The organism is Acinetobacter amyesii, from assembly GCF_002018365.1.
GTDB lineage: Bacteria > Pseudomonadota > Gammaproteobacteria > Pseudomonadales > Moraxellaceae > Acinetobacter > Acinetobacter amyesii.
The window spans coordinates 140,535-160,585 of the sequence record NZ_MVKX01000002.1 but is presented as its reverse complement, the minus strand read 5'-3'; the positions used below and the strand labels follow the sequence as shown (position 1 = coordinate 160,585).

The 20,051-nt window shown below is 41.0% G+C and carries 18 protein-coding genes; 12 read left to right on the top strand and 6 right to left on the bottom strand.

Going from position 1 to position 20,051, the window contains the following annotated elements; all coding sequences use genetic code 11:
- Positions 1-184 precede the first annotated feature (184 nt).
- The 9 genes from gltB (at position 185) to tfpZ (ending at position 12,907) form a co-directional block, all read left to right on the top strand.
- The gene (gene gltB, locus B1202_RS04405) at positions 185-4,660 is read left to right on the top strand and encodes a glutamate synthase large subunit (RefSeq protein ID WP_171262585.1); all 4,476 of its coding nucleotides are present in this window, start codon (positions 185-187) and stop codon (positions 4,658-4,660) included.
- 69 nt (positions 4,661-4,729) lie between these two features.
- Positions 4,730-6,151, top strand: a complete 1,422-nt coding sequence (locus tag B1202_RS04400; RefSeq protein ID WP_078189374.1) for an FAD-dependent oxidoreductase — start codon at positions 4,730-4,732, stop codon at positions 6,149-6,151.
- 240 nt (positions 6,152-6,391) lie between these two features.
- Positions 6,392-7,276: a metal-dependent hydrolase gene (locus B1202_RS04395; protein ID WP_078189373.1), complete on the top strand. Its 885-nt coding sequence runs from the start codon at positions 6,392-6,394 to the stop codon at positions 7,274-7,276.
- A 162-nt stretch (positions 7,277-7,438) separates the two neighbouring features.
- Positions 7,439-8,029: a LemA family protein gene (locus B1202_RS04390; RefSeq protein ID WP_078189372.1), complete on the top strand. Its 591-nt coding sequence runs from the start codon at positions 7,439-7,441 to the stop codon at positions 8,027-8,029.
- Between the two features lie 29 nt (positions 8,030-8,058).
- Entirely contained in the window at positions 8,059-9,126 is a 1,068-nt protein-coding gene (locus B1202_RS16685) for a TPM domain-containing protein (RefSeq protein WP_078189371.1), read from the top strand.
- Positions 9,120-9,680, top strand: a complete 561-nt coding sequence (locus B1202_RS04380) for a TPM domain-containing protein (RefSeq protein ID WP_078189370.1) — start codon at positions 9,120-9,122, stop codon at positions 9,678-9,680. The genes B1202_RS16685 and B1202_RS04380 overlap by 7 nt, the downstream gene beginning before the upstream one ends.
- A gap of 204 nt (positions 9,681-9,884) precedes the next feature.
- Positions 9,885-10,370 (top strand): pilin, encoded by a 486-nt coding sequence (locus tag B1202_RS04375; RefSeq protein ID WP_078189369.1) that lies wholly within the window; start codon positions 9,885-9,887, stop codon positions 10,368-10,370.
- 63 nt (positions 10,371-10,433) lie between these two features.
- A complete protein-coding gene (locus tag B1202_RS04370; RefSeq protein WP_078189368.1) occupies positions 10,434-11,630 on the top strand; it encodes a serine hydrolase domain-containing protein in 1,197 nt (398 codons plus the stop codon).
- Positions 11,631-12,172: 542 nt separating this feature from the next.
- The gene (tfpZ, locus tag B1202_RS04365; protein ID WP_078189544.1) at positions 12,173-12,907 is read left to right on the top strand and encodes a TfpX/TfpZ family type IV pilin accessory protein; all 735 of its coding nucleotides are present in this window, start codon (positions 12,173-12,175) and stop codon (positions 12,905-12,907) included.
- Between the two features lie 44 nt (positions 12,908-12,951).
- Here tfpZ and bfr read toward each other — a convergent pair whose 3' ends face one another.
- The 6 genes from bfr to gmk all read right to left on the bottom strand — a co-directional run bounded on the left by bfr (position 12,952) and on the right by gmk (position 17,829).
- A complete protein-coding gene (gene bfr, locus B1202_RS04360) occupies positions 12,952-13,416 on the bottom strand; it encodes a heteropolymeric bacterioferritin subunit Bfr (RefSeq protein ID WP_078189367.1) in 465 nt (154 codons plus the stop codon).
- Between the two features lie 257 nt (positions 13,417-13,673).
- Complete coding sequence (locus B1202_RS04355) at positions 13,674-13,868, bottom strand: bacterioferritin-associated ferredoxin (protein WP_078189366.1); 195 nt, start codon at positions 13,866-13,868, stop codon at positions 13,674-13,676.
- Positions 13,869-14,085: 217 nt separating this feature from the next.
- A complete protein-coding gene (locus B1202_RS04350; RefSeq protein ID WP_078189365.1) occupies positions 14,086-14,469 on the bottom strand; it encodes a RidA family protein in 384 nt (127 codons plus the stop codon).
- Between the two features lie 54 nt (positions 14,470-14,523).
- On the bottom strand, positions 14,524-16,629 hold the full coding sequence (locus tag B1202_RS04345) for a RelA/SpoT family protein (protein WP_078189364.1): 2,106 nt from the start codon (positions 16,627-16,629) through the stop codon (positions 14,524-14,526).
- A gap of 218 nt (positions 16,630-16,847) precedes the next feature.
- Positions 16,848-17,129, bottom strand: coding sequence for a DNA-directed RNA polymerase subunit omega (rpoZ, locus tag B1202_RS04340; RefSeq protein WP_067762989.1), 282 nt, complete (start codon positions 17,127-17,129; stop codon positions 16,848-16,850).
- A gap of 76 nt (positions 17,130-17,205) precedes the next feature.
- Positions 17,206-17,829, bottom strand: coding sequence for a guanylate kinase (gene gmk / locus B1202_RS04335; protein ID WP_078189363.1), 624 nt, complete (start codon positions 17,827-17,829; stop codon positions 17,206-17,208).
- Positions 17,830-17,962: 133 nt separating this feature from the next.
- Here gmk and ispH point away from each other — a divergent pair, with 133 nt between their 5' ends.
- The 3 genes from ispH to pilV all read left to right on the top strand — a co-directional run bounded on the left by ispH (position 17,963) and on the right by pilV (position 20,051).
- Positions 17,963-18,913 carry a 4-hydroxy-3-methylbut-2-enyl diphosphate reductase gene (gene ispH, locus B1202_RS04330; RefSeq protein ID WP_078189362.1) on the top strand — a complete coding sequence of 317 codons (951 nt, stop codon included), beginning with the start codon at positions 17,963-17,965 and terminating at the stop codon, positions 18,911-18,913.
- A gap of 164 nt (positions 18,914-19,077) precedes the next feature.
- The gene (locus tag B1202_RS04325; RefSeq protein ID WP_078189361.1) at positions 19,078-19,539 is read left to right on the top strand and encodes a GspH/FimT family protein; all 462 of its coding nucleotides are present in this window, start codon (positions 19,078-19,080) and stop codon (positions 19,537-19,539) included.
- Positions 19,539-20,051 (top strand): type IV pilus modification protein PilV, encoded by a 513-nt coding sequence (gene pilV / locus B1202_RS04320; protein ID WP_078189360.1) that lies wholly within the window; start codon positions 19,539-19,541, stop codon positions 20,049-20,051. Before B1202_RS04325 ends, pilV begins: the two co-directional genes overlap by 1 nt.

Below are 20,051 nucleotides of genomic sequence, written 5' to 3'. Positions count from 1 at the left end.
AGCAGAAAATTTGACTTTTTATTCATGCATCAAAGATGAATTCGGTTTATCTTAAGGGTGTGAATAAGAAATAATTTTGCTCGACAGAACAATTCATGTGAGTAAGTTAAGACGAATCGCAACAAGAAATTAGTTTGTTAAGTGCTCGAAAGAGCTGTAAAGAAAAGAAGGGTACGCTATGCACATGCCATCGCCTAATACTGTAGCTCCCGCTCAAGGTTTATACCAACCGGATGAGTTTAAAGATAACTGTGGTTTCGGTTTAATCGCCCATATGCAGGGTGATGCAAGCCATGATCTCGTCAAAACCGCAATGCATAGTTTAAGTTGTATGACCCACCGTGGTGGTATTGCCGCAGATGGCAAAACCGGTGACGGCTGTGGTCTACTCCTTGCTATGCCAAAAGAATTTTTCCGTGAAGAAGCGAAAAAACTCAGTGACATTACATTGAGTGAAATCTTTGCTGTGGGTACGGTATTTCTAAATCTAGACCCTGCATTAGCCGCACATGCAAAACAAATTTTAACCAAAGAAATCGAAGACGAAGGCTGTAAAGTCATCGCTTGGCGTGTTGTGCCAACCAATAACGATGCGTTGGGTTCAATCGCGATGCAGTCATTACCTGCCTTTGAACAAATTATCGTGAATTGCCCAATGGGTGTTTCAGAGGTTGAATTCAACCGTAAGTTGGTGATGGCACGTCGTCGTGCAGAACAACAGCTGACTGCTGACCCATACTTCTATGTAACCACTTTATGCTCAACTGTGATCAGCTATAAAGGTTTGATGATGCCAGCAGCCATTGCTGACTTCTATACGGATCTTGCTGATGAGCGTTTAAAGTCACACATTGTGGTATTCCATCAGCGTTTCTCAACCAATACCTTGCCGCGTTGGCCTTTGGCACAGCCGTTCCGTTACTTGGCGCACAATGGTGAAATTAACACCATTACCGCAAACCGTAACTGGGCGATGGCGCGTACACCAAAATTTGAAAACCCATTGTTGCCGGGTTTAACTGAGCTGAATCCAATTGTAAACCGTACAGGTTCGGATTCTTCAAGCTTAGACAATATGCTGGAAATCCTTGTCGGCGGCGGTATGGACTTGTTCCGTGCGCTGCGCATGTTGGTTCCGCCAGCTTGGCAAAACGTTGAAACTTTAGATGCTGACTTACGTGCATTCTATGAATTCAACTCGAAGCATATGGAAGCTTGGGATGGTCCGGCAGGTCTGGTAATTCAAGATGGTCGTCATGCAATTTGTATGCTTGACCGTAATGGCTTACGTCCAGCACGTTGGGTGATTACCAAAAATGGTTACATCACCTTGGCATCAGAAATTGGTGTTTGGGGTTATGAACCTGAAGACGTTGTGTCTAAAGGTCGTGTCGGTCCGGGTCAAATCTTGGTAATTGATACCTTTACCGGCAAAATGCTCGATACTCAAGATGTGAGTAATCACCTCAAACGTATGCGTCCATATCGTCAGTGGCTGCGTGAAAACTCAGTACGTGTGCAAGGTAGTCCAGAGCTGGAAGAATATTTATGTGATCAAGGCTTAAAAGGCGATGACCTGAAAGCTTCACAAAAAATGTTCATGGTGACGTTTGAAGAACGTGACCAATTGCTTCGTCCGATCGCTGAAAGCGGACAGGAAGCCGTAGGCTCAATGGGTGATGATACGCCAATGGCAGTATTGTCTCGTCAAGTGCGCCATGTGTCTGACTACTTCCGTCAGCAGTTCGCTCAGGTTACGAATCCGCCAATCGATCCATTACGTGAATCGATCGTTATGTCGTTAGAGACATGTCTCGGCCGTGAACAAAATGTATTTGAACAAGGTCCAGAGCATGCAGATCGTCTGATCATTTCAAGCCCTGTATTGTCAAATTCGAAAATGCATCAAATTCGTACTCTTGGTCGTAAAGGTTACGAAATTGCAGACATCGACCTGAACTATGCAGAAGATGAAGGCTTAGAAGCTGCTATCGCACGTATTTGTGAAGAATCTGCGCAAGCGATTCGCGATGGAAAAACTTTACTTGTATTGTCTGATAAGAAAATTCGTCAAGGTTTCTTACCTGCAAATGCATTGATGGCAACTGGTGCGGTTCACCACTATTTAATCAATGTGGGTCTACGTACAGATGCCAACATCATTGTCGAAACTGGTTTGGCGCGTGATGCGCATCAGTTTGCGGTGATTCTTGGTTTCGGTGCGACTGCGATCTATCCATACTTGGCTTATGATGTGATCAATGACTTGATCGCGAAAGGTGAGTTGTTGGGTGACCCAATCCATGCGCAAGCGAATTTCCGTAAAGGTATTGAGAAAGGTTTACTGAAAGTCCTTTCTAAGATGGGTATTTCTACTGTTGCCTCTTACCGTGGCGGTCAGTTGTTTGAAGCGGTAGGTCTTTCTGATGAAGTAGTTGCAAAATGCTTTACTGGCGTACCGAGCCGTATTAAAGGCGCAACATTCTCAGATCTAGAAAATGACTTGAAAAAATTGGCAGATTTGGCGTGGAAATCACGTAAGCCAATCGATCAAGGCGGTATGCTGAAATTTGTATTCGGTAAGGAATATCACGCATTTAACCCAGACGTGATCAATGCGCTGCATAAATCTGTGCGTTCTGGTAATTATGCGGACTTTAAAGAATACGCAGAGCTAGTGAATAACCGTCCAATCGCGACGATTCGTGACTTATTCAAGTTGAAAACAGATCAATCGATTGCACTCGATCAAGTTGAATCCGTGGAAGAAATTCTGCCACGTTTTGACTCGGCTGGGATGTCTTTAGGCGCATTATCGCCTGAAGCGCACGAAGCCATTGCAATCGCTATGAATACTATTGGTGGTCGTTCGAACTCGGGTGAGGGCGGCGAAGACCCAGCGCGTTACGGCACAATCCGTAACTCGAAAATCAAACAAATTGCATCTGGCCGTTTTGGTGTGACCCCTGCATATCTAACTTCTGCAGAAGTCCTTCAAATTAAAGTGGCGCAAGGTGCAAAACCAGGTGAAGGTGGTCAGTTGCCGGGCGGTAAAGTGAATGGCTTAATTGCACGTTTACGTTACTCAGTACCGGGTGTGACATTAATTTCTCCGCCACCGCATCACGACATCTACTCAATCGAAGATTTATCACAGTTAATTTTCGATTTAAAACAGGTTAACCCACAGGCGATGGTGTCCGTTAAGCTGGTTTCTGAGCCGGGTGTTGGTACGATTGCGGCAGGTGTAGCAAAAGCATATGCAGACTTCATTACCATTTCTGGTTATGACGGCGGTACAGCGGCTTCTCCACTTTCTTCAATTCACCATGCAGGTTCTCCATGGGAACTTGGTCTATCTGAGGCGCATCAGGCGCTACGTGTGAATGACCTGCGTGGCAAAGTCCGTGTACAAACTGATGGCGGCTTGAAAACAGGTCTAGACGTTGTGAAAGCAGCGATTCTAGGGGCTGAAAGTTTCGGTTTCGGTTCTACACCGATGATCGCATTGGGTTGTAAATACCTACGTATTTGCCACTTAAACAACTGTGCGACAGGTGTTGCAACACAACAAGATCATTTACGTCAGGAACACTATATCGGTGAGCCTGAAATGCTGATCAATTTCTTCCACTTTATTGCGGAAGAAACACGTGAATGGTTAGCAGCACTGGGTGTTTCAAGTCTGAAAGATTTGATTGGCCGTACAGATTTACTGGAAATGCTTCCGGGTAAAACTGAAAAACATGCACACCTTGATTTGAGCGCATTACTCCAATCGCATCCTGCGGCAGAAGGTAAAGCACAGTACTGTGAAGTACAAGGCAATGCACCATTTGATAAAGGTCTCTTGGCTGAAAAAATGGTGGCAGAAATGCTGCCAGCGATTGAAGCAGGTACAGGTGGTGAATACGGTTTCACTATTGGTAACTGTGACCGTTCAATTGGCGCGCGTATTTCGGGTGAGATTGCAAAACGTTATGGCAACCTCAGTATGGAAGCACACCCTGTTAAAGTTAAATTAACAGGGACTGCAGGTCAGTCATTGGGTGTTTGGAACGCAGGTGGTTTACACATCAGCCTAGAAGGCGATGCGAATGATTACGTGGGTAAAGGTATGGCTGGCGGTCGTATCTCGATCTTCCCACCTAAAGGTTCACCGTTCCAAACGCAAAATACTGCGATCATTGGTAACACCTGTTTATATGGTGCAACAGGCGGTAAATTGTTTGCAGCAGGTACAGCAGGCGAGCGTTTTGCAGTACGTAACTCAGGTGCGTTTGCTGTGATTGAAGGTGCAGGCGACCACTGCTGTGAATACATGACAGGTGGTATCGTGACTGTATTGGGTAAAGTGGGTCATAACTTTGGTGCGGGTATGACAGGCGGTTTCGCTTATGTGCTCGACCTCGACAATGACTTTGTAGACCATTACAACCACGAACTGATTGAATTGAACCGTATCTCTACAGAGTCGATGGAAGAACACAAAGAGTTCTTGTGCCGTATCTTAGATGAACATATTAAAGAAACAGGTAGTGCTTGGGCGTATAAGATCCGCAACGAGTTTGACTTCTATAGCCGCAAATTCTGGCTTGTGAAACCAAAAGCTGCTAATTTGCAGACTTTGTTGAAAACAACTCAAGCTGATCCACAATAATTCCACTACTGCAGATTTGATAGGCAGGTGTAAGTCAAAACATGCTTACACCTACCCACGGAGAGAGACATGGCAGAGCGCCTAAATAATGACTTTCAGTTCCTGGATGTAGCACGCCAAGATCCAGAGAAAAAAGATCTAGTTGTCCGCAAAGCAGAATTTGTGGAAATCTATAAGCCGTTTACAGCTGAAGTTGCAAAAAACCAAACACACCGCTGCTTAGGTTGCGGTAACCCGTATTGTGAATGGAAATGTCCAGTACATAACTACATTCCAAACTGGTTAAAACTGATTGCAGAAGGTCGCATTTTCCAAGCGGCAGAATTGTGTCATCAAACCAACACCTTGCCTGAAGTTTGTGGTCGTGTGTGCCCGCAAGACCGTTTATGTGAAGGCGCGTGTACGCTAAATGACGGCTTTGGTGCAGTCACCATTGGTAATGCTGAAAAATACATTAACGATACGGCATTTGCATTGGGCTGGCGTCCAGATATGTCACACGTTAAGTGGACAGACAAAAAAGTTGCGATTATTGGTGCAGGTCCTGCTGGCCTTGGCTGTGCAGATATTCTTGTACGTAATGGTGTGAAGCCAGTCGTATTTGACAAGCGTCCTGAAATTGGTGGTTTGCTGACATTTGGTATTCCAGAATTCAAAATGGAAAAAGACGTAATGAAACGTCGCCGTGAGATTTTCTCTGGCATGGGCGTTGAATTCCGTCTAAATACCGAAATTGGTACAGATGTGACGATTGACCAGCTTTTGGCTGATTACGATGCTGTATTCATGGGTATGGGGACCTATACCTACATGAAGGGCGGTTTCGCGGGTGAAGACCTTGTTGGTGTTCATGATGCACTGGATTTCTTGATTGCCAATGTCAACCGTACGCAAGGTTGGGAAAAAGATCCATCTGAATACATCAGCATGGAAGGCAAAAAAGTGATTGTTCTGGGTGGTGGTGATACTGCGATGGACTGTAACCGTACCTCGATCCGTCAAGGTGCCGAATCGGTTGTCTGTGCCTACCGTCGTGACGAAGAAAACATGCCGGGTTCACGTCGTGAAGTGAAAAATGCGCGCGAAGAAGGTGTGGATTTCCAATTTAATCGTCAGCCGATTGAAATTGTGGGTGAAAATGGCAAAGTGACGGGTGTTAAAGTTGTGACTACACAGCTAGGTGCACCTGACAGTCGCGGTCGTCGTAGCCCTGAACCTGTTCCGGGTTCAGAAGAAATTTTACCAGCAGATGCGGTATTGCTTGCCTTTGGTTTCCGTACCAGCCCTGCAGATTGGTTTACTACATCAAACATTAGTATGGATGGTTCAGGTCGCGTCATTGCTGCTGAACAGCAAGAATTTAAGTTCCAAACATCGAATCCGAAAATTTTTGCCGGCGGTGATATGGTACGTGGATCTGATCTTGTGGTAACCGCAATCTGGGAAGGTCGCCAAGCTGCGGAAGGTATTCTTGACTACTTAGATGTTTAAGTCATGACATGCCAGTGATTGCACTGGATTTATTCAAAAAACCCGCTTTGGCGGGTTTTTTATTTTTTGGAATTTACCTCAAATGACACGTGAATGGATTTTGCAGATAAATACGCTGAAAAGTTGTCAGACAGCGCTTTAGAATGGTGAATTATGCAAATGTGCTAGCACATTTTGCCATGTGTGAAAGAGCGTAGGAATTACATACTGCGATCATGATCTAAATCTTAGGAAGCGACCATGACGCAAGTGACGACACAAAAAACATATCTAAATCGTCCTAAAGCCATTGGCATTACGGTACGTCGAGCACAATTCAATCCTAAAGCGATTCGTCGGCATTATTTTGCAAATTCACCGGTGATGTCGCATTTGTTGACGGCATTGTCATCGACCTTTCCCATTGGTGAGCAATTCTTTGTGCATAGTGTGCGCAATGTACGCGATCAAGTCAGTGATAAAAAATTGCAAGCTGAGATCGCAGCATTCATTGGGCAAGAAGCGATGCACTCCAAAGCCCATGCTGAATTTAACGATGCTTGGCGCAGTGAAAGCTATAATTTAGATCGTTTCCAAGCATGGTTGGCACGTAAAGACAGCTATGTAAAAAACTTACATCCAAAGATTCAACTTGCAATCACCTGTGCTTTTGAACATTTTACCGCTTTGCTTGGCGGCTATATTTTAAGACATCCTGAAGTGCTCAGTACTTTGGATGATGATGCAGTGAAACTTTGGGTTTGGCATGCGATTGAAGAAATTGAGCATCGCGCGGTGGCATTCGATGTATATCAACATGTGTATGGTGATGACAAAATACGTCGGATGATTATGCGCAGTGTGACCACGGGTTTTGCAAGTCTTACGTTTTATTCTGCAACTAAGCTATTTATGCAGGATAAGAAAAAAAGTTTACCGAAGATTGGCGGAAATATTTTCGGCGCGTATTTATTGGCAAAAATGTTTATTCAACTAGCGCCTGAATATTTGTCATATTACAAAGCAGAATTCCATCCGAGCGAAATTGATTACAGTCAGATCGTGAAATATTGGAAAGAACGCCTTGCTGATGAATATCAAATGGAAAGTTTTCAGACTGAAATCACACCGCAATTGTATAGTTAATTCAATATGATAAAAAAAGCCCGAGTTGTGGGCTTTTTTTCATGCTCAATATTTTTTGAGTGGATCAGTTTAATCACAAAGAAAATACATAATTCATTCGAAAAATAGGGTTAGAATGAATTTATTTAAACAATTACAAATAAATACTTGAGGTTAAGGGTTATGAATTCAATGAAAAAAAGCATGCTCGCAATCGCATTAGTCAGTACGTTGACCCTCAGTGGTTGTGGCTATAACACATTACAAGTCAAAGACGAGGCCGTTACAGCAGCATGGTCTGAGGTACAAAACCAATATCAACGCCGTGCAGATTTGGTACCTAACCTTGTCAATGTAGTGAAAGGCTACGCGAAACATGAGGAACAAGTGCTGACCGAAGTGACTCAAGCACGTGCCAATGTTGCGGGCTTAAAAGTGGATAAGGAAGTTTTGGAAGATCCAGCATTGTTCCAAAAATATCAAGAAGCACAAGCGCAGATGACCAGCGCACTTTCACGTTTAATTGCTGTTTCGGAAAATTATCCAGATTTAAAAGCCAATGAGCAATTCCGTGATTTACAGGTTCAATTAGAAGGCACTGAAAACCGTATAGCTGTCGCACGTAATCGCTACATTACTACGGTACAAGACTTTAACGGCTATGCACGCCAGTTCCCGCAAGTGATGACAGCTAAAGTCATTGGTATGGATACCAAGCCTAACTTTAGCGCAGAGCAAAGTGCACAAACTGCACCGAAAGTTGATTTTAATTAATTGGCGTCACTGCATTGTGAGGTGGGCTGATGGTGGATTTTGAGCTAAAACATACAGGTTTGTTGTGGTTGCAGCGCATGGTTTTAGCATGCTTATTGTGTGTGGTGGGTTTTACACATGCAGAAACTGCCACCGCTACAGATGTAGATGCTGAAACAGTTGTTGTCGGTAAAATATTAAAAGATCAGCAGTCAGCTACGCAAAAAGAAACAACAGCACAGCCTGAAATCAAAATTCAGCAGCCGAATATCGCCAATGATATGGCAGATGGCGAGTCGATTCGTGGCTTGCCGACCCTAAATGAACCTGTAGTTGATCAGGCAAACTTACTTTCCGCTGCTGAAAAGCAAGCCATTAGCCAGAAAATTTTACAGTTACACGAACAAGGCAAGGCGCAAGTTGGTGTCGTGATTGTACCAACCACGGGTCAAGAAGATATTTTTGATTACGCCTTGCGTGTTGCAGAAAAATGGCAACTCGGTTCAGCAAAGCGTGACAATGGGATATTGATGGCGATCGCTGTGAATGATCGCAGAATTCAAATCCTCACGGGTTATGGGTTAGAAGGAATCATGCCCGATATCATCGTTAGTCGAATTATCCGTAATCAAATCACACCGTATTTTAAGCAAGCTCAGTATGCTCAAGGTATTGATGCTGGCTTAACAGAAATAACTCAAATTTTAAATCAAGACCCTGAAGTTGCCGCTCAAGCAGCCCAAGAGTTAAAAGAACGTCAGGAACAAGCCTTACACGAGCAACAAGCCAAAGAGAAAACGTTTACAACGGTTCTCATCATTTTGGTGATTGGTATTTTTGCATCATTTATAGTGGGTAAACGCTTAAGTGCGTCAACTGCCGCTGTTGCAGGTACCGTTGCTGGGTTGGTCAACGGTGCAGGTTTACTCACCAGTCTGTTGATGGGTGGAGCTATTTTCTTTCTACTCATCACTGCTATTGCTCAAACCATTTTTCAAATGTTCCTTGCTGGTGGTGGGGGCGGTGGAGGCCGTAGCGGAGGTGGTGGCTTTGGTGGCGGAGGCTATAGCGGAGGCGGTGGTGGCTTTGGTGGTGGGGGAGCATCAGGTTCATGGTAACGAAAACAGAAACAACAGAAATTGTCACCTGTCCTAAAACACAGGAAATACAGCAACCAAGTTTGAAACGCTGGTTGAAGCACTTCTTTTATATGCCTGCAGCAAACCGCTTTTTTAATAAGCAAGATCAGCAGGCCATTGCGCAAGCGGTGACAGAAGCTGAACATGGCCATGTGGGCGAAATACAAGTGGTGATCGAAGGGCATATTCCTTCGAACCAAGCCTATTATCAAAATACCCGCGCACGTGCTGAACAGCTCTTTGCGGAACTAGGTGTATGGGATACAGAGTTTAATAGTGGTGTTTTGCTTTATTTAAACTTGTGTGAACGTCAGGTGGAAATTGTGATTGATCGCGGGATGAGACAGGCAACCGATGCCCAAGTGTGGCAGGCTATTTGCGCGCGAATTATCCAAAACATGCAAAATAAACAATACCGTATAGCTTTGACGGCAGGTGTAAAAGAGATTGGTGATGTGATGGATCACTTTTATGCAGGGAAGTCTGTAGTTCGAAATAATGAAATTGCAAATGCGCCAATAATACTGCGCTAAAAAACGGTGATAAAGTGACACAAATCGTCACTTTTAAACACAAAAAGAGACGTAATGATTACAAAAAATAAAAATATTTTTTTAAAGTGCTGTTTTTTCTGTCATTTTCACTATAATAAATCTTGGCACGCTCTGTGCTATTTATAAAACAAGCTACATAGCTTTATTAAATAATTAAATTAAAAAACATTTGTGGAGAATGTTATGAAATCAGTTCAAAAGGGTTTTACTCTTATCGAATTAATGATCGTTGTTGCAATTATCGGTATTCTTGCTGCAATTGCGATTCCTCAATACCAAAACTATGTTACTAAGTCGCAAGTTACACGTGTAGTTGGTGAGTTGGGTAGCCTACGAACACTCGTTGACTTATGTCTGACTGATGGTAAAGAGTGTGTATTTAACGTACCTGGTTCAAGCTTATTGGGTGCTGCTGGTGAAGAAGGTAAAATGCCGACTGGCGGTGAGAAAGTGAATGATCTTATGCAACCTACATTAGATTTCACTATGGCGACTGGCGCAGGTACAATTAAAGGTAAATTTGGTGTTGGCGCGAGTGGTAATTTGAAAGATAAAACAATTACTTGGACTCGTGCTGCTGACACTGCAGGTGGTAGCTGGACTTGTGATGCTGGTTCAATTGATACAAAATTTGCACCGTCAGGCTGTCCTGCAAAATCTGGCTCTTAATAAATTATTTTTATTAATAAAGGACCTCCCATATGGGAGGTTCTTTATTTAAAAGAGATGAATATGCGCCGTGAAGTTAAATTATCAGAATTAATAATCGTTATTTTTTTATTTTTTTTGGCAGGTGTTTGTACATATTATTATGTGAATACACTTGAACGCAATAAGCTACGTTTACAGTTGTATCCCATACAGGCAAAAATAGAACAACATGCGTTGCAATGTACTAATAATAGTCCAAATTGGTTGGCGCAACTTTTAAAACAGACTACTTTGTTACACCGCGCGCCCAATACCCAAATCGCTTATCTTTCTCCACAAGGTCAATTATTTCATTGCGAAAGTGGATATTTGGGATTGCCGCTTTTATCTAGCAAAGTAAATGCAAATACGCGCTTTCGTTATGCAAGTGTGTCCAAATTATGGACCAGTGATGCAGTTTTAGATTTAATTAAACAAAATAAAATCCAGTTAGACACACCTATATTAAAACTATTACCTAACATACCTAAACCTGAAGATGCTCGTATTGAACAAATCACGGTAGGTGATTTGTTACTACATCGTGCAGGTTTTCATCGTACAGGTTTAATGGGGGATGAAATGTTTAGATCTGGACAAACACCATTTTGCCCATCATCTTTGCAGCGACTGGTTCAAACACAACTTTCATTTGACCCCAACACAACCTATAGTTATTCAAATTTGGGTTATTGTTTATTGGGAGAGGTTGTAGCAGCACAAACCCAAATGAGCTTCCAAAGTGGTATTCAAAAAAAATATGCTTTGGCAGAAAATGGAATCCAATTCTTAGACAATCAGCGTAAAGTAGATGAGGCGAAATACCTGTATGTTGAAACATCTTTAACGGGTTACGGCAATATTTATACAGCCTTTGATTTTCCTGCTTTAGCATCTTCGGCTGGACTTTCTGGCAGTGCAAGTGCATTGGCTTTACAAGTGGAAAAAATGATCCAAAAACCACAACCGAATATTTTGAGTCAACCCCAATTTGCTTGTAATATCAGAAAACTAAGGGATTGTTACGGTTATGCAATGTTTCCTTATCAAGAAGATTCAAATAGTTTAAAAGTATATTTCCGTGATGGAACTTTGCTAGGGGCAAGTTCCTTGGTTGTTGTGGATGATAAAGGTGGTGTTGTGACATTATTGGCAAGTGGTCAAGCTGCTTTAGGTCAACAACAATATGATCAAACAAAAATGTTAATTTATCAAAAATTAAAGCAGCAATATCAGTAAATTTTATTTTGTATTGCATAGTGGGAGGTCTGGATACTAATCTTTTTATGATGATATTTTCCGGTATTGCAGTGTATTAAGTATATTTTTGTATTATTTTGTAGTAAAGATTTATTTTTAAAAGATAACTTAAAACTTTATTTTATTAGTATTGTAGTAAGAAAATGCACTGTTAATTTAGCATAGGGGTTCTGGTTTTATGTTTAAGTTGGCATAAATTAGAGTTATTGGTGAATTTTATGTGATAAAAATTTCATAAAATTCAAAATTTAGTCTTGTTTTGAAGTAAAAAGAAATAATTAATGTAGATATGACATTAACCATCGTAAAATTAATCTTTAATTCAATGTGTCTCAAACTTATTTACATATTAAAATTGAAAAGCGATTTTTAATAAATTTAAAATTCATAGCATTATGATGATTGATTCTTAGAGTTTAATTAGTACTATATAAGGAACCGTTAAAACTATCAATCATAAAAATATTAGGTTTATTTGAAAGATGGCGTTAAAATATAGTTTTCCATTTAATGCATTAAAAATGAAGAATCGCACTAAGTTTTTTCTAAGTCATCTATGTATCTCATTCTTGGTAGCGATTATTGTAATTAGTATGGTGTTTGTATTTTGGTATCCATCACCACTCTCAAAAGCTGCAGGTGTAACTCATATTTTTTTTATGCTTTTGGTCATAGATGTTATTTTGGGGCCTTTGCTGGGATTGTTGGTCTATAAAGAAGGTAAGAAAACTTTAAAAATCGATTTAGCAGTAGTGATTTTAATACAAGTCGCTGCATTATGTTATGGAGTATATACTATTGCTCAAGCACGCCCTGTATGGATTGCATTTAATAGTGATAAGTTTGAACTAGTTCGTAGTAATGAAATTAAAACTAATGAAAAAAAGCAAATACAACCCCAATATCAAACCCCGACGTGGCTCCGTGCTAAGTTTGTAGGTATACAGCAAGCAGTTAATCCTGAAGAACAGCAAATAGAGCAAATGGGTGCTATGTTAAATGGTATTTCTTTGGCTCAATATCCTGAACGCTACATTCCATTGGAACAAGTCATAGAGCAGATGAAAACCAAAGCTCATGCTTTGTCTGAGCTTAGTCAGTGGAATTCTGATATTGTTGTGCAGCAGAAAATTAAGGCATATCCACAGGCAACGGCATGGGTGCCTTTGGAAACATATGGTCTACCAATGGTCGTTTTAATTAATAAAGAGAAGGGTGAAGTGATTAAAATTGTCGATCTTCGTCCTTGGAAGTAAAATTTGAAGATAAAAAACCCGCATCTGCGGGTTTTTTAATAAGTTTAAATTTGACTTTGAATGTAATTCTCTATACCCAAAGATTCAACCAAATCAAGCTGAGTCGTCGTCCAATCCAACCATTCTTCTTCTTTTTCTAAGATTTCTTGAACCAGATCTCGAGTGACATAATCTAACTGCTCTTCTGCTAGTTTAACTGCAGTTTGAATGGCTTCAATGTTCTCTTTGACTTTACGTACATCACAATTTAAAACTTCAACGGTATGCTGACCGATATAGAGCTTACCAAGGTGTTGCAAATTAGGAAGACCTTCTAAAAAAAGAATACGCTCAATAATTTTATCAGCATGCTTCATTTGACGAATTGATTCTTTATATTCTGCAGAACCGAGTTGCTCAATGCCCCAATCGTTAAACATGCGTGAATGAAGAAAATATTGGTTAATTGCAGTTAAATGATGATAAAGCACCTGATTTAACTGATTAATTACATCACGATTGCCTTTCATGTCTGACTCCTTAACTGCAATAAAGCTCGAACTAAGCAATATAAATTCGATATTAGAATAGAAATATCTTAAACAACAAAGTGCAATTTAGCGAGTGTTTTATAGAACAGCAAATGAAAATCACAATCAAAACAAAGTGCTAATTTTCAGGGCTTTAATAAATAAAAACCCGCTTAGAGTCAGAAGCGGGGGAGGAGGAATGGTCTGAGACCATTGGTTTTATAATTATGATTGTTGATAAAATTTAAAAACTTGGTTTATGCAGCAATTGCGATACGGGCTGCAATTTGTGCAACTTCATCACTGATGATCATACGTGCTTCAGGAGCGCAGCGACCACAACAGGTGCCTAAATCGAGCATATCGCGAATTTCACGATAGCTTTCTGCACCATTGGCAATTGCATCTTTAATGTCTTGATCAGTAATACCACGGCACAAACAAACGTACATGAAATCAAACCAAGTGAATAAATGGGATAAGTAATATTATTGATAATTATTATCGTTTGTCAATAAAAATCATTTGAAAATGCTTTTAAGGTGATTGAGTTTTTGAATAAAAAATGTCATTTAAGCGGAAATCTGAGTAATGCTCAGATTTCCGGATGAGGCTTCTGTTCTTTTAGTATGAGATATTTCGTGAAGGGCTTAAGCGATGTTTACTAACTTATTGATTAATAATCACCACGCCATCCATTTCTACTAAAGCACCTTTTGGTAGGCTAGCTACACCGAGTGCTGCGCGTGCAGGGTAGGGTTGAGCAAAGTATTCACCCATAATTTGGTTGACCAATTGGAAGTTAGAAAGGTCAGTGAGGAAAATATTCAGCTTAGCGATATCAGCTAGCGTACCACCTGCAGCTTCACATACCGCTTTTAAGTTGTCGAATACACGGCGAATTTGAGCTTCAATGCCTTCTACCAGCTCCATGCTATATGGATCTAAGCCAATTTGACCTGATAAATACAAAGTGTCGCCCACTAAAATGGCTTGTGAGTAAGTACCAATTGCAGCGGGTGCATTTTCAGTATGGATTACCTGGCGGGACATCTATTTCTCCTATTATCATCACAGACACAACATATATAAATAAGCGGTGTCAGGTTAGCTGGCAACTTTCGCAGTTTCGTTGATAGCAACAGGTTGTGCCAAACGACTGATGCGTGGGAAGCCAAAATGCATTCTTAAATTACGGATAATTTCGGCAATTTGTTTACGATTGTGTACAACAATATTCACATAGGTTTTTTCTTCATGTGAGCGGACAGTTTCTACACCGACTTTTTCTTTACGGCATAAATAGATCAGTTCTGAAATTTGCTCATCGTTTAACAGCATGTTTAAGCATAAATAGGCTGTAAAACTAATGTCTTCACTGTCTTCTGTGGTCCAGTGTAACGGCATGATATTTTCAGGATGTAAATGCTGTTCATGCAATAAGTTGTGACAACGTGAACGGTGCACAATCAAACCACGACGTGATAAATGACCTTGAATTGGATCACCTAAAACAGGGTTACAGCAGTGCGCATATTTAACGTCGACACCATCAGTGCCCAAGATCAAGCGTGCAGAATTTGAAGTCTGAATGGTGTCTTGAGCATATAAGTGATTGGCAACCAATTGAGGTAATAAGTCACCCACGGCGATCTGTTCAAACAATTGTTCTTTGTCATTTAAATGACGCCAATTCAGCACATTTTCCCAATCGGCTAATGTCAAATCACTCACAGAACGGTTAAAGAGTTTTAATGCGCGATTTAAAGCTTGCTGACCAACTAAACGTTGTTCGTCTTGGTCTTGGTCACGAAGGATATTTTGTAATGCACGACGGGCTTTTTGGGTGTTAATAAAGCTCAGCCAGTCAGGGTTTGGTGTTGCAAGAACATCGGTGATAATTTCAACCACTTGACCACTCAATAATGGTGTTGAAAGGGGTTTAGTTTCACCATTAATTTTCGCACCAACGGCATGGTTACCCAAAAATAAGCTTGCTGAATAAGCAAAATCAACCGCTGTGGCACCCTGAGGGAGTTCATGCAAATGACCGTGTGGGGTATATACCCAAATTTTTTCTTGATGTAGATAATCCAGTAATTCACTAAATGTGGTCTTGGCACATGCGCCATCGACTAACACGTTTAAATTTTGCATGGAGGCTTGGATCGCTGAACGACAAGCTTGCGGCGCATTTTCACCGAGGACCACACCAAAGCGCGCTGCTTTACGCATCAACTCTGTTTGGATGGTCAGTGATAAAATGGTCTTTTCACCTTTTAAGCGCATCATCAGTGACTGGTTGCCACCAGGGAGTGGGCGACGGATATGATCGGCGTAATTAAGGACTTTAAAGCTTTCTTTAAGAATGTCTGCAAGTCGGTCGCAGTCTGCAATGCTTTGTAAAATAATTTCAAAGGCGTGACTATGGGTGAGCTCTTGCAAATCGATATCGTTTTTTACAAAGTGGCGAAGTAATTCAATATTATTGTTTTTCTTTTTAATTCGACCTGAAATATGGTGCTGTTCAAGCAGGGTGGTGAGGTTGTTTTCCCACTTGGTTTGGTATTCGCAGCGTTTCGGTTTGGTTTGTAATAGAGCTTCTTGCACATTGTTATACATATCTAAATCTAGATTTTGATAACACAAATGTTCAAGGTTGTCGGCCATTTCATTCATACCGACAAGACGTGCCATAGGCACAAAAATTTCAAAGGTTTCTTGGGCAATACGAGCACGCTTATCGGGGCGTAAAGCACCCAGTGTGGTCATATTGTGATAACGATCTGCCAATTTAATAATAATGACACGTGGGTCTTGTAGGGTGGCTTGCAGAATTTTACGGAAGGATGCAGCTTTATTGTATTCTTTATCACTAGAATGGCTGAGTTTGGTGACGCCATCGACGAGTTCAGCAACAGTTAGACCGAATTTTTCAGTAATATCTTGTTTGGTAAATTCAGTATCTTCGATGACATCATGCAGTAAAGCGGCCATTAAAGTTTCCGCATCAAGACGCATATGCGCCAAAATACAGCTCACCGCAATCGGGTGAAGGATGTAGGGTTCGCCACTTTTACGTGTAATACCATCATGGGCAATATCCGCATAGTCGCAAGCTTCAAGCACGCGTTCGACATCACTTACTGAAAGGTAAGCGTCGATTATCACATTTAACTGTTGCTTGGCTTGGCTGACCATTGGGCCTGGCATAGAACACCCTTTTACTACTGATTTACAAATGAAACGGTTAATACTTTAATGAAATGCATATTGCATGACTTGTCAATTTTTTAGTTTAAAAAAATGAAAATCTTTTTCGCTTGCTTTGCACTTCTTAAGCTTATGTTATAACTGTTCTGAGTAAAATATTAAAGAGAATCCATAAAAAAAGCCTAGTTAAAAACTAGGCTTTTAAGGTCAGGTTTATCTTATTGGAAAGAAAAACCGTCTAAGTTTAGGTTATTTGCTGAAAGTGCAAGGTCTAAACTTGACGTTTGGTAGTCTTGTTCACGTTGTTTCAAAATGTCTTTAGAAACGTGACCCGCTGCGATTTCACGAAGAGCAACAACGGTTGGTTTGTCATTGTCCCACTCAACAGTAGGTTCGATACCTTGACGTGCCAATTGACGCGCGCGTTTGCTTGCCACTAGTACAAGCTCAAAGCGGTTGTCTACATGGTCTAAACAATCTTCAACGGTTACGCGTGCCATAAGAATTCTCGTTTGAATATAAATTTTTAACAGACTGTGCAGTATAAGGTGCTTTGTCTATAGACTCAAGTTTTAATCACTGTTCCGTAGGAGTGATTAATTTCTCAATCAGTTTTTCATGGCGCATGGCTTGTTGTTTTAAAACAAGACGATTGGCAATAATCACAGACTCTAAGTCATGCAGTGCTTTATTAAAGTCATCATTAATAATGACATAATCAAAATTAACATATTGCTGCATATCTTCTACGGCACAGCTGAGGCGATGTTCAATCACTTCAACAGAGTCTGTACCACGATTGGATAAACGTTGACGTAAATCGAACTGACTCGGAGGAAGAATAAAAATTTGTCTGGATTCAGGAAAAAGTTTACGAACCTGTTCAGCACCTTGCCAGTCAATTTCAAGTAAAACATCATGACCTTTGGCCAATTGTTCTTTTACTGTGCGCTGTGCAGTACCGTAATAATTACCAAATACTTCTGCATATTCAATGAAGCCGCCTTCATTCACCAAAGATAGAAAATCTTCTTTTTTAGCAAAATGGTAATGTACGCCGTCTAATTCGCCAGGACGCTGACCACGAGTGGTATGAGAAACAGAGACATGTAAATTGTTTACACGTTCAAGCAGGGCTTTAACGAGGGATGTTTTGCCCGTTCCCGAAGCAGCAGAAACGACAAACAAGAGACCCGACATGATATTTTTCCTGATATGATAAAATATCTTCTCTATTTTAGAGTAGACGCGCGCCAAACAAAATAGTCAGACGTCTATTGTTTACATTTATTTCAAGTGATACCCGTAAAATTGAGTGGGCATTGAGGATTCTATGGAAATTGTTTTAGCTAATCCACGCGGTTTCTGTGCAGGTGTTGATCGCGCCATCGCGATTGTGAACCGTGCACTGGAATGCTTTAACCCCCCAATATATGTGCGTCATGAGGTAGTGCATAATAAATTTGTGGTAGACGACTTGCGTCAACGCGGTGCGATATTTGTGGATGAGCTGGATGAAGTGCCTGATGACAATATCGTGATCTTCAGTGCGCATGGTGTATCTAAAGCGGTACAACAAGAAGCTGAACGCCGTGGGCTAAAAGTTTTTGATGCGACGTGCCCTTTGGTGACCAAGGTACATATAGAAGTGACCAAGTACGCTCGAGAAGGTGTGGAAGCGATTTTGATTGGTCATGAAGGTCACCCAGAAGTTGAAGGGACGATGGGCCAATATGACACTAAAAATGGTGGTTCGATTTATTTGGTTGAAGATGAACAAGATGTTGCTGATCTAAAAGTAGTGCATCCTGAAAAAGTAGCGTTTGTAACTCAGACAACGCTGTCGATAGACGATACAGCAAAAGTCATTGATGCCCTACGTCAGAAGTTTCCTGAAATTCAGGGGCCGCGCAAAGATGATATTTGTTATGCCACTCAAAACCGCCAAGATGCTGTACGTGATCTGGCTGAGCAATGTGATGTTGTATTGGTTGTGGGTTCACCGAACTCTTCGAACTCGAATCGATTACGTGAACTGGCTGAGCGGATGGGTAAGCATGCCTATTTGGTGGACAATGCCGATCAATTACAGCAAGAATGGTTTAATGAACAGACTAAAATTGGTGTAACTGCTGGAGCATCTGCACCTGAAATATTAATTAAACAGGTAATTCAGCGCCTACAAGATTGGGGGGCAAAAGCGCCGCAAGAGCTTGATGGTCGCGAAGAAAATATTACATTTAGTTTGCCAAAAGAGTTACGTATTCCTGTAACTCAGGCATAAAGTGTTAATGACTTAACATTCTGAATTTTTTTAAGAATTGACAGATAATTGCTTTTTGGCAATTATCTGTTTTTTTATGCCTTTTATCCTGATTTGTGTTTGTTTTGTAATTTAATTGGATATTATTTTTAATAGGGTAAAGTTTGGCGCGCCTTGGGGGGAGTATGCAGAAAAATAATGGATTTACGTTAATTGAGCTGATTGTGACAATTGCTGTGATAGCAATTATTGCGGGAATGGCAGCGCCATTTATGAATAATATGCTTTTAAATCAGAATCTAAATAAAAGTACGAATACTTTAATCTCGGTAATGAATGAGGCAAGAGCTCAAGCTGTATTAAATCGTCAAAATGTAGAGGTTGATCTTTCATTAAATACTGTTACCCCGAGTAGTGCTGAAAAAGAAAAAATGAGAGAAAAGCTTTTGTTTGGGTGGAGTCCTTCTGGTAAATCTGAATTAAAAACATCAGTTAGCCCTATTGTATTTGATATGACAGGAAGAGTGAGTAGTTCAATGACTGACGTAGTCATTGAAGTCTGTAACGAAAATTCCGGAGAGAAATCAAAGATAATTACGATTTCAAGAATGGGGATAATTCAACAAATTGTAGAGGGTACTTGCTAATGCATCATTACATATCAGTACAGAAAGGTTTGGGATTGATGGAGGTCCTAGTCGCGCTATTAGTGCTAGCAATAGGCGTGCTTGGATTTATTGCATTGCAATATCGTGCAATTGAGGCATCGGCTGAAAGTACCTATCGAGTAGAAGGCATGAGTTTGGCTCGTGATTTTGCCGAGCGCATTCGTGTAAATCGGGGTGCTTTGGAAAAATATAAGTCTGAAATAACAACGCCGGCTGAACAAAAAACGTCTACTAAAAACTGTTATCAGACCGCATGTGATGCAGATGAAATGGCTGATTTTGATGTTTCTGAAATTGTTAAAAAAGCACATGAAAAAGCCATGGCAGTAAATTTGATCGATTGTCAGGGGAATGATGATGGTCGTGCATGTATATATGTCGCGTGGGGGGAGACAAGCCCGACGAATGAAACGGATGCAGGGGCTGGTGGATGTACTAACTCGACTTCTTATGATCCAAGTTCAACATGCCTGATCATGGAGGTGTACTAA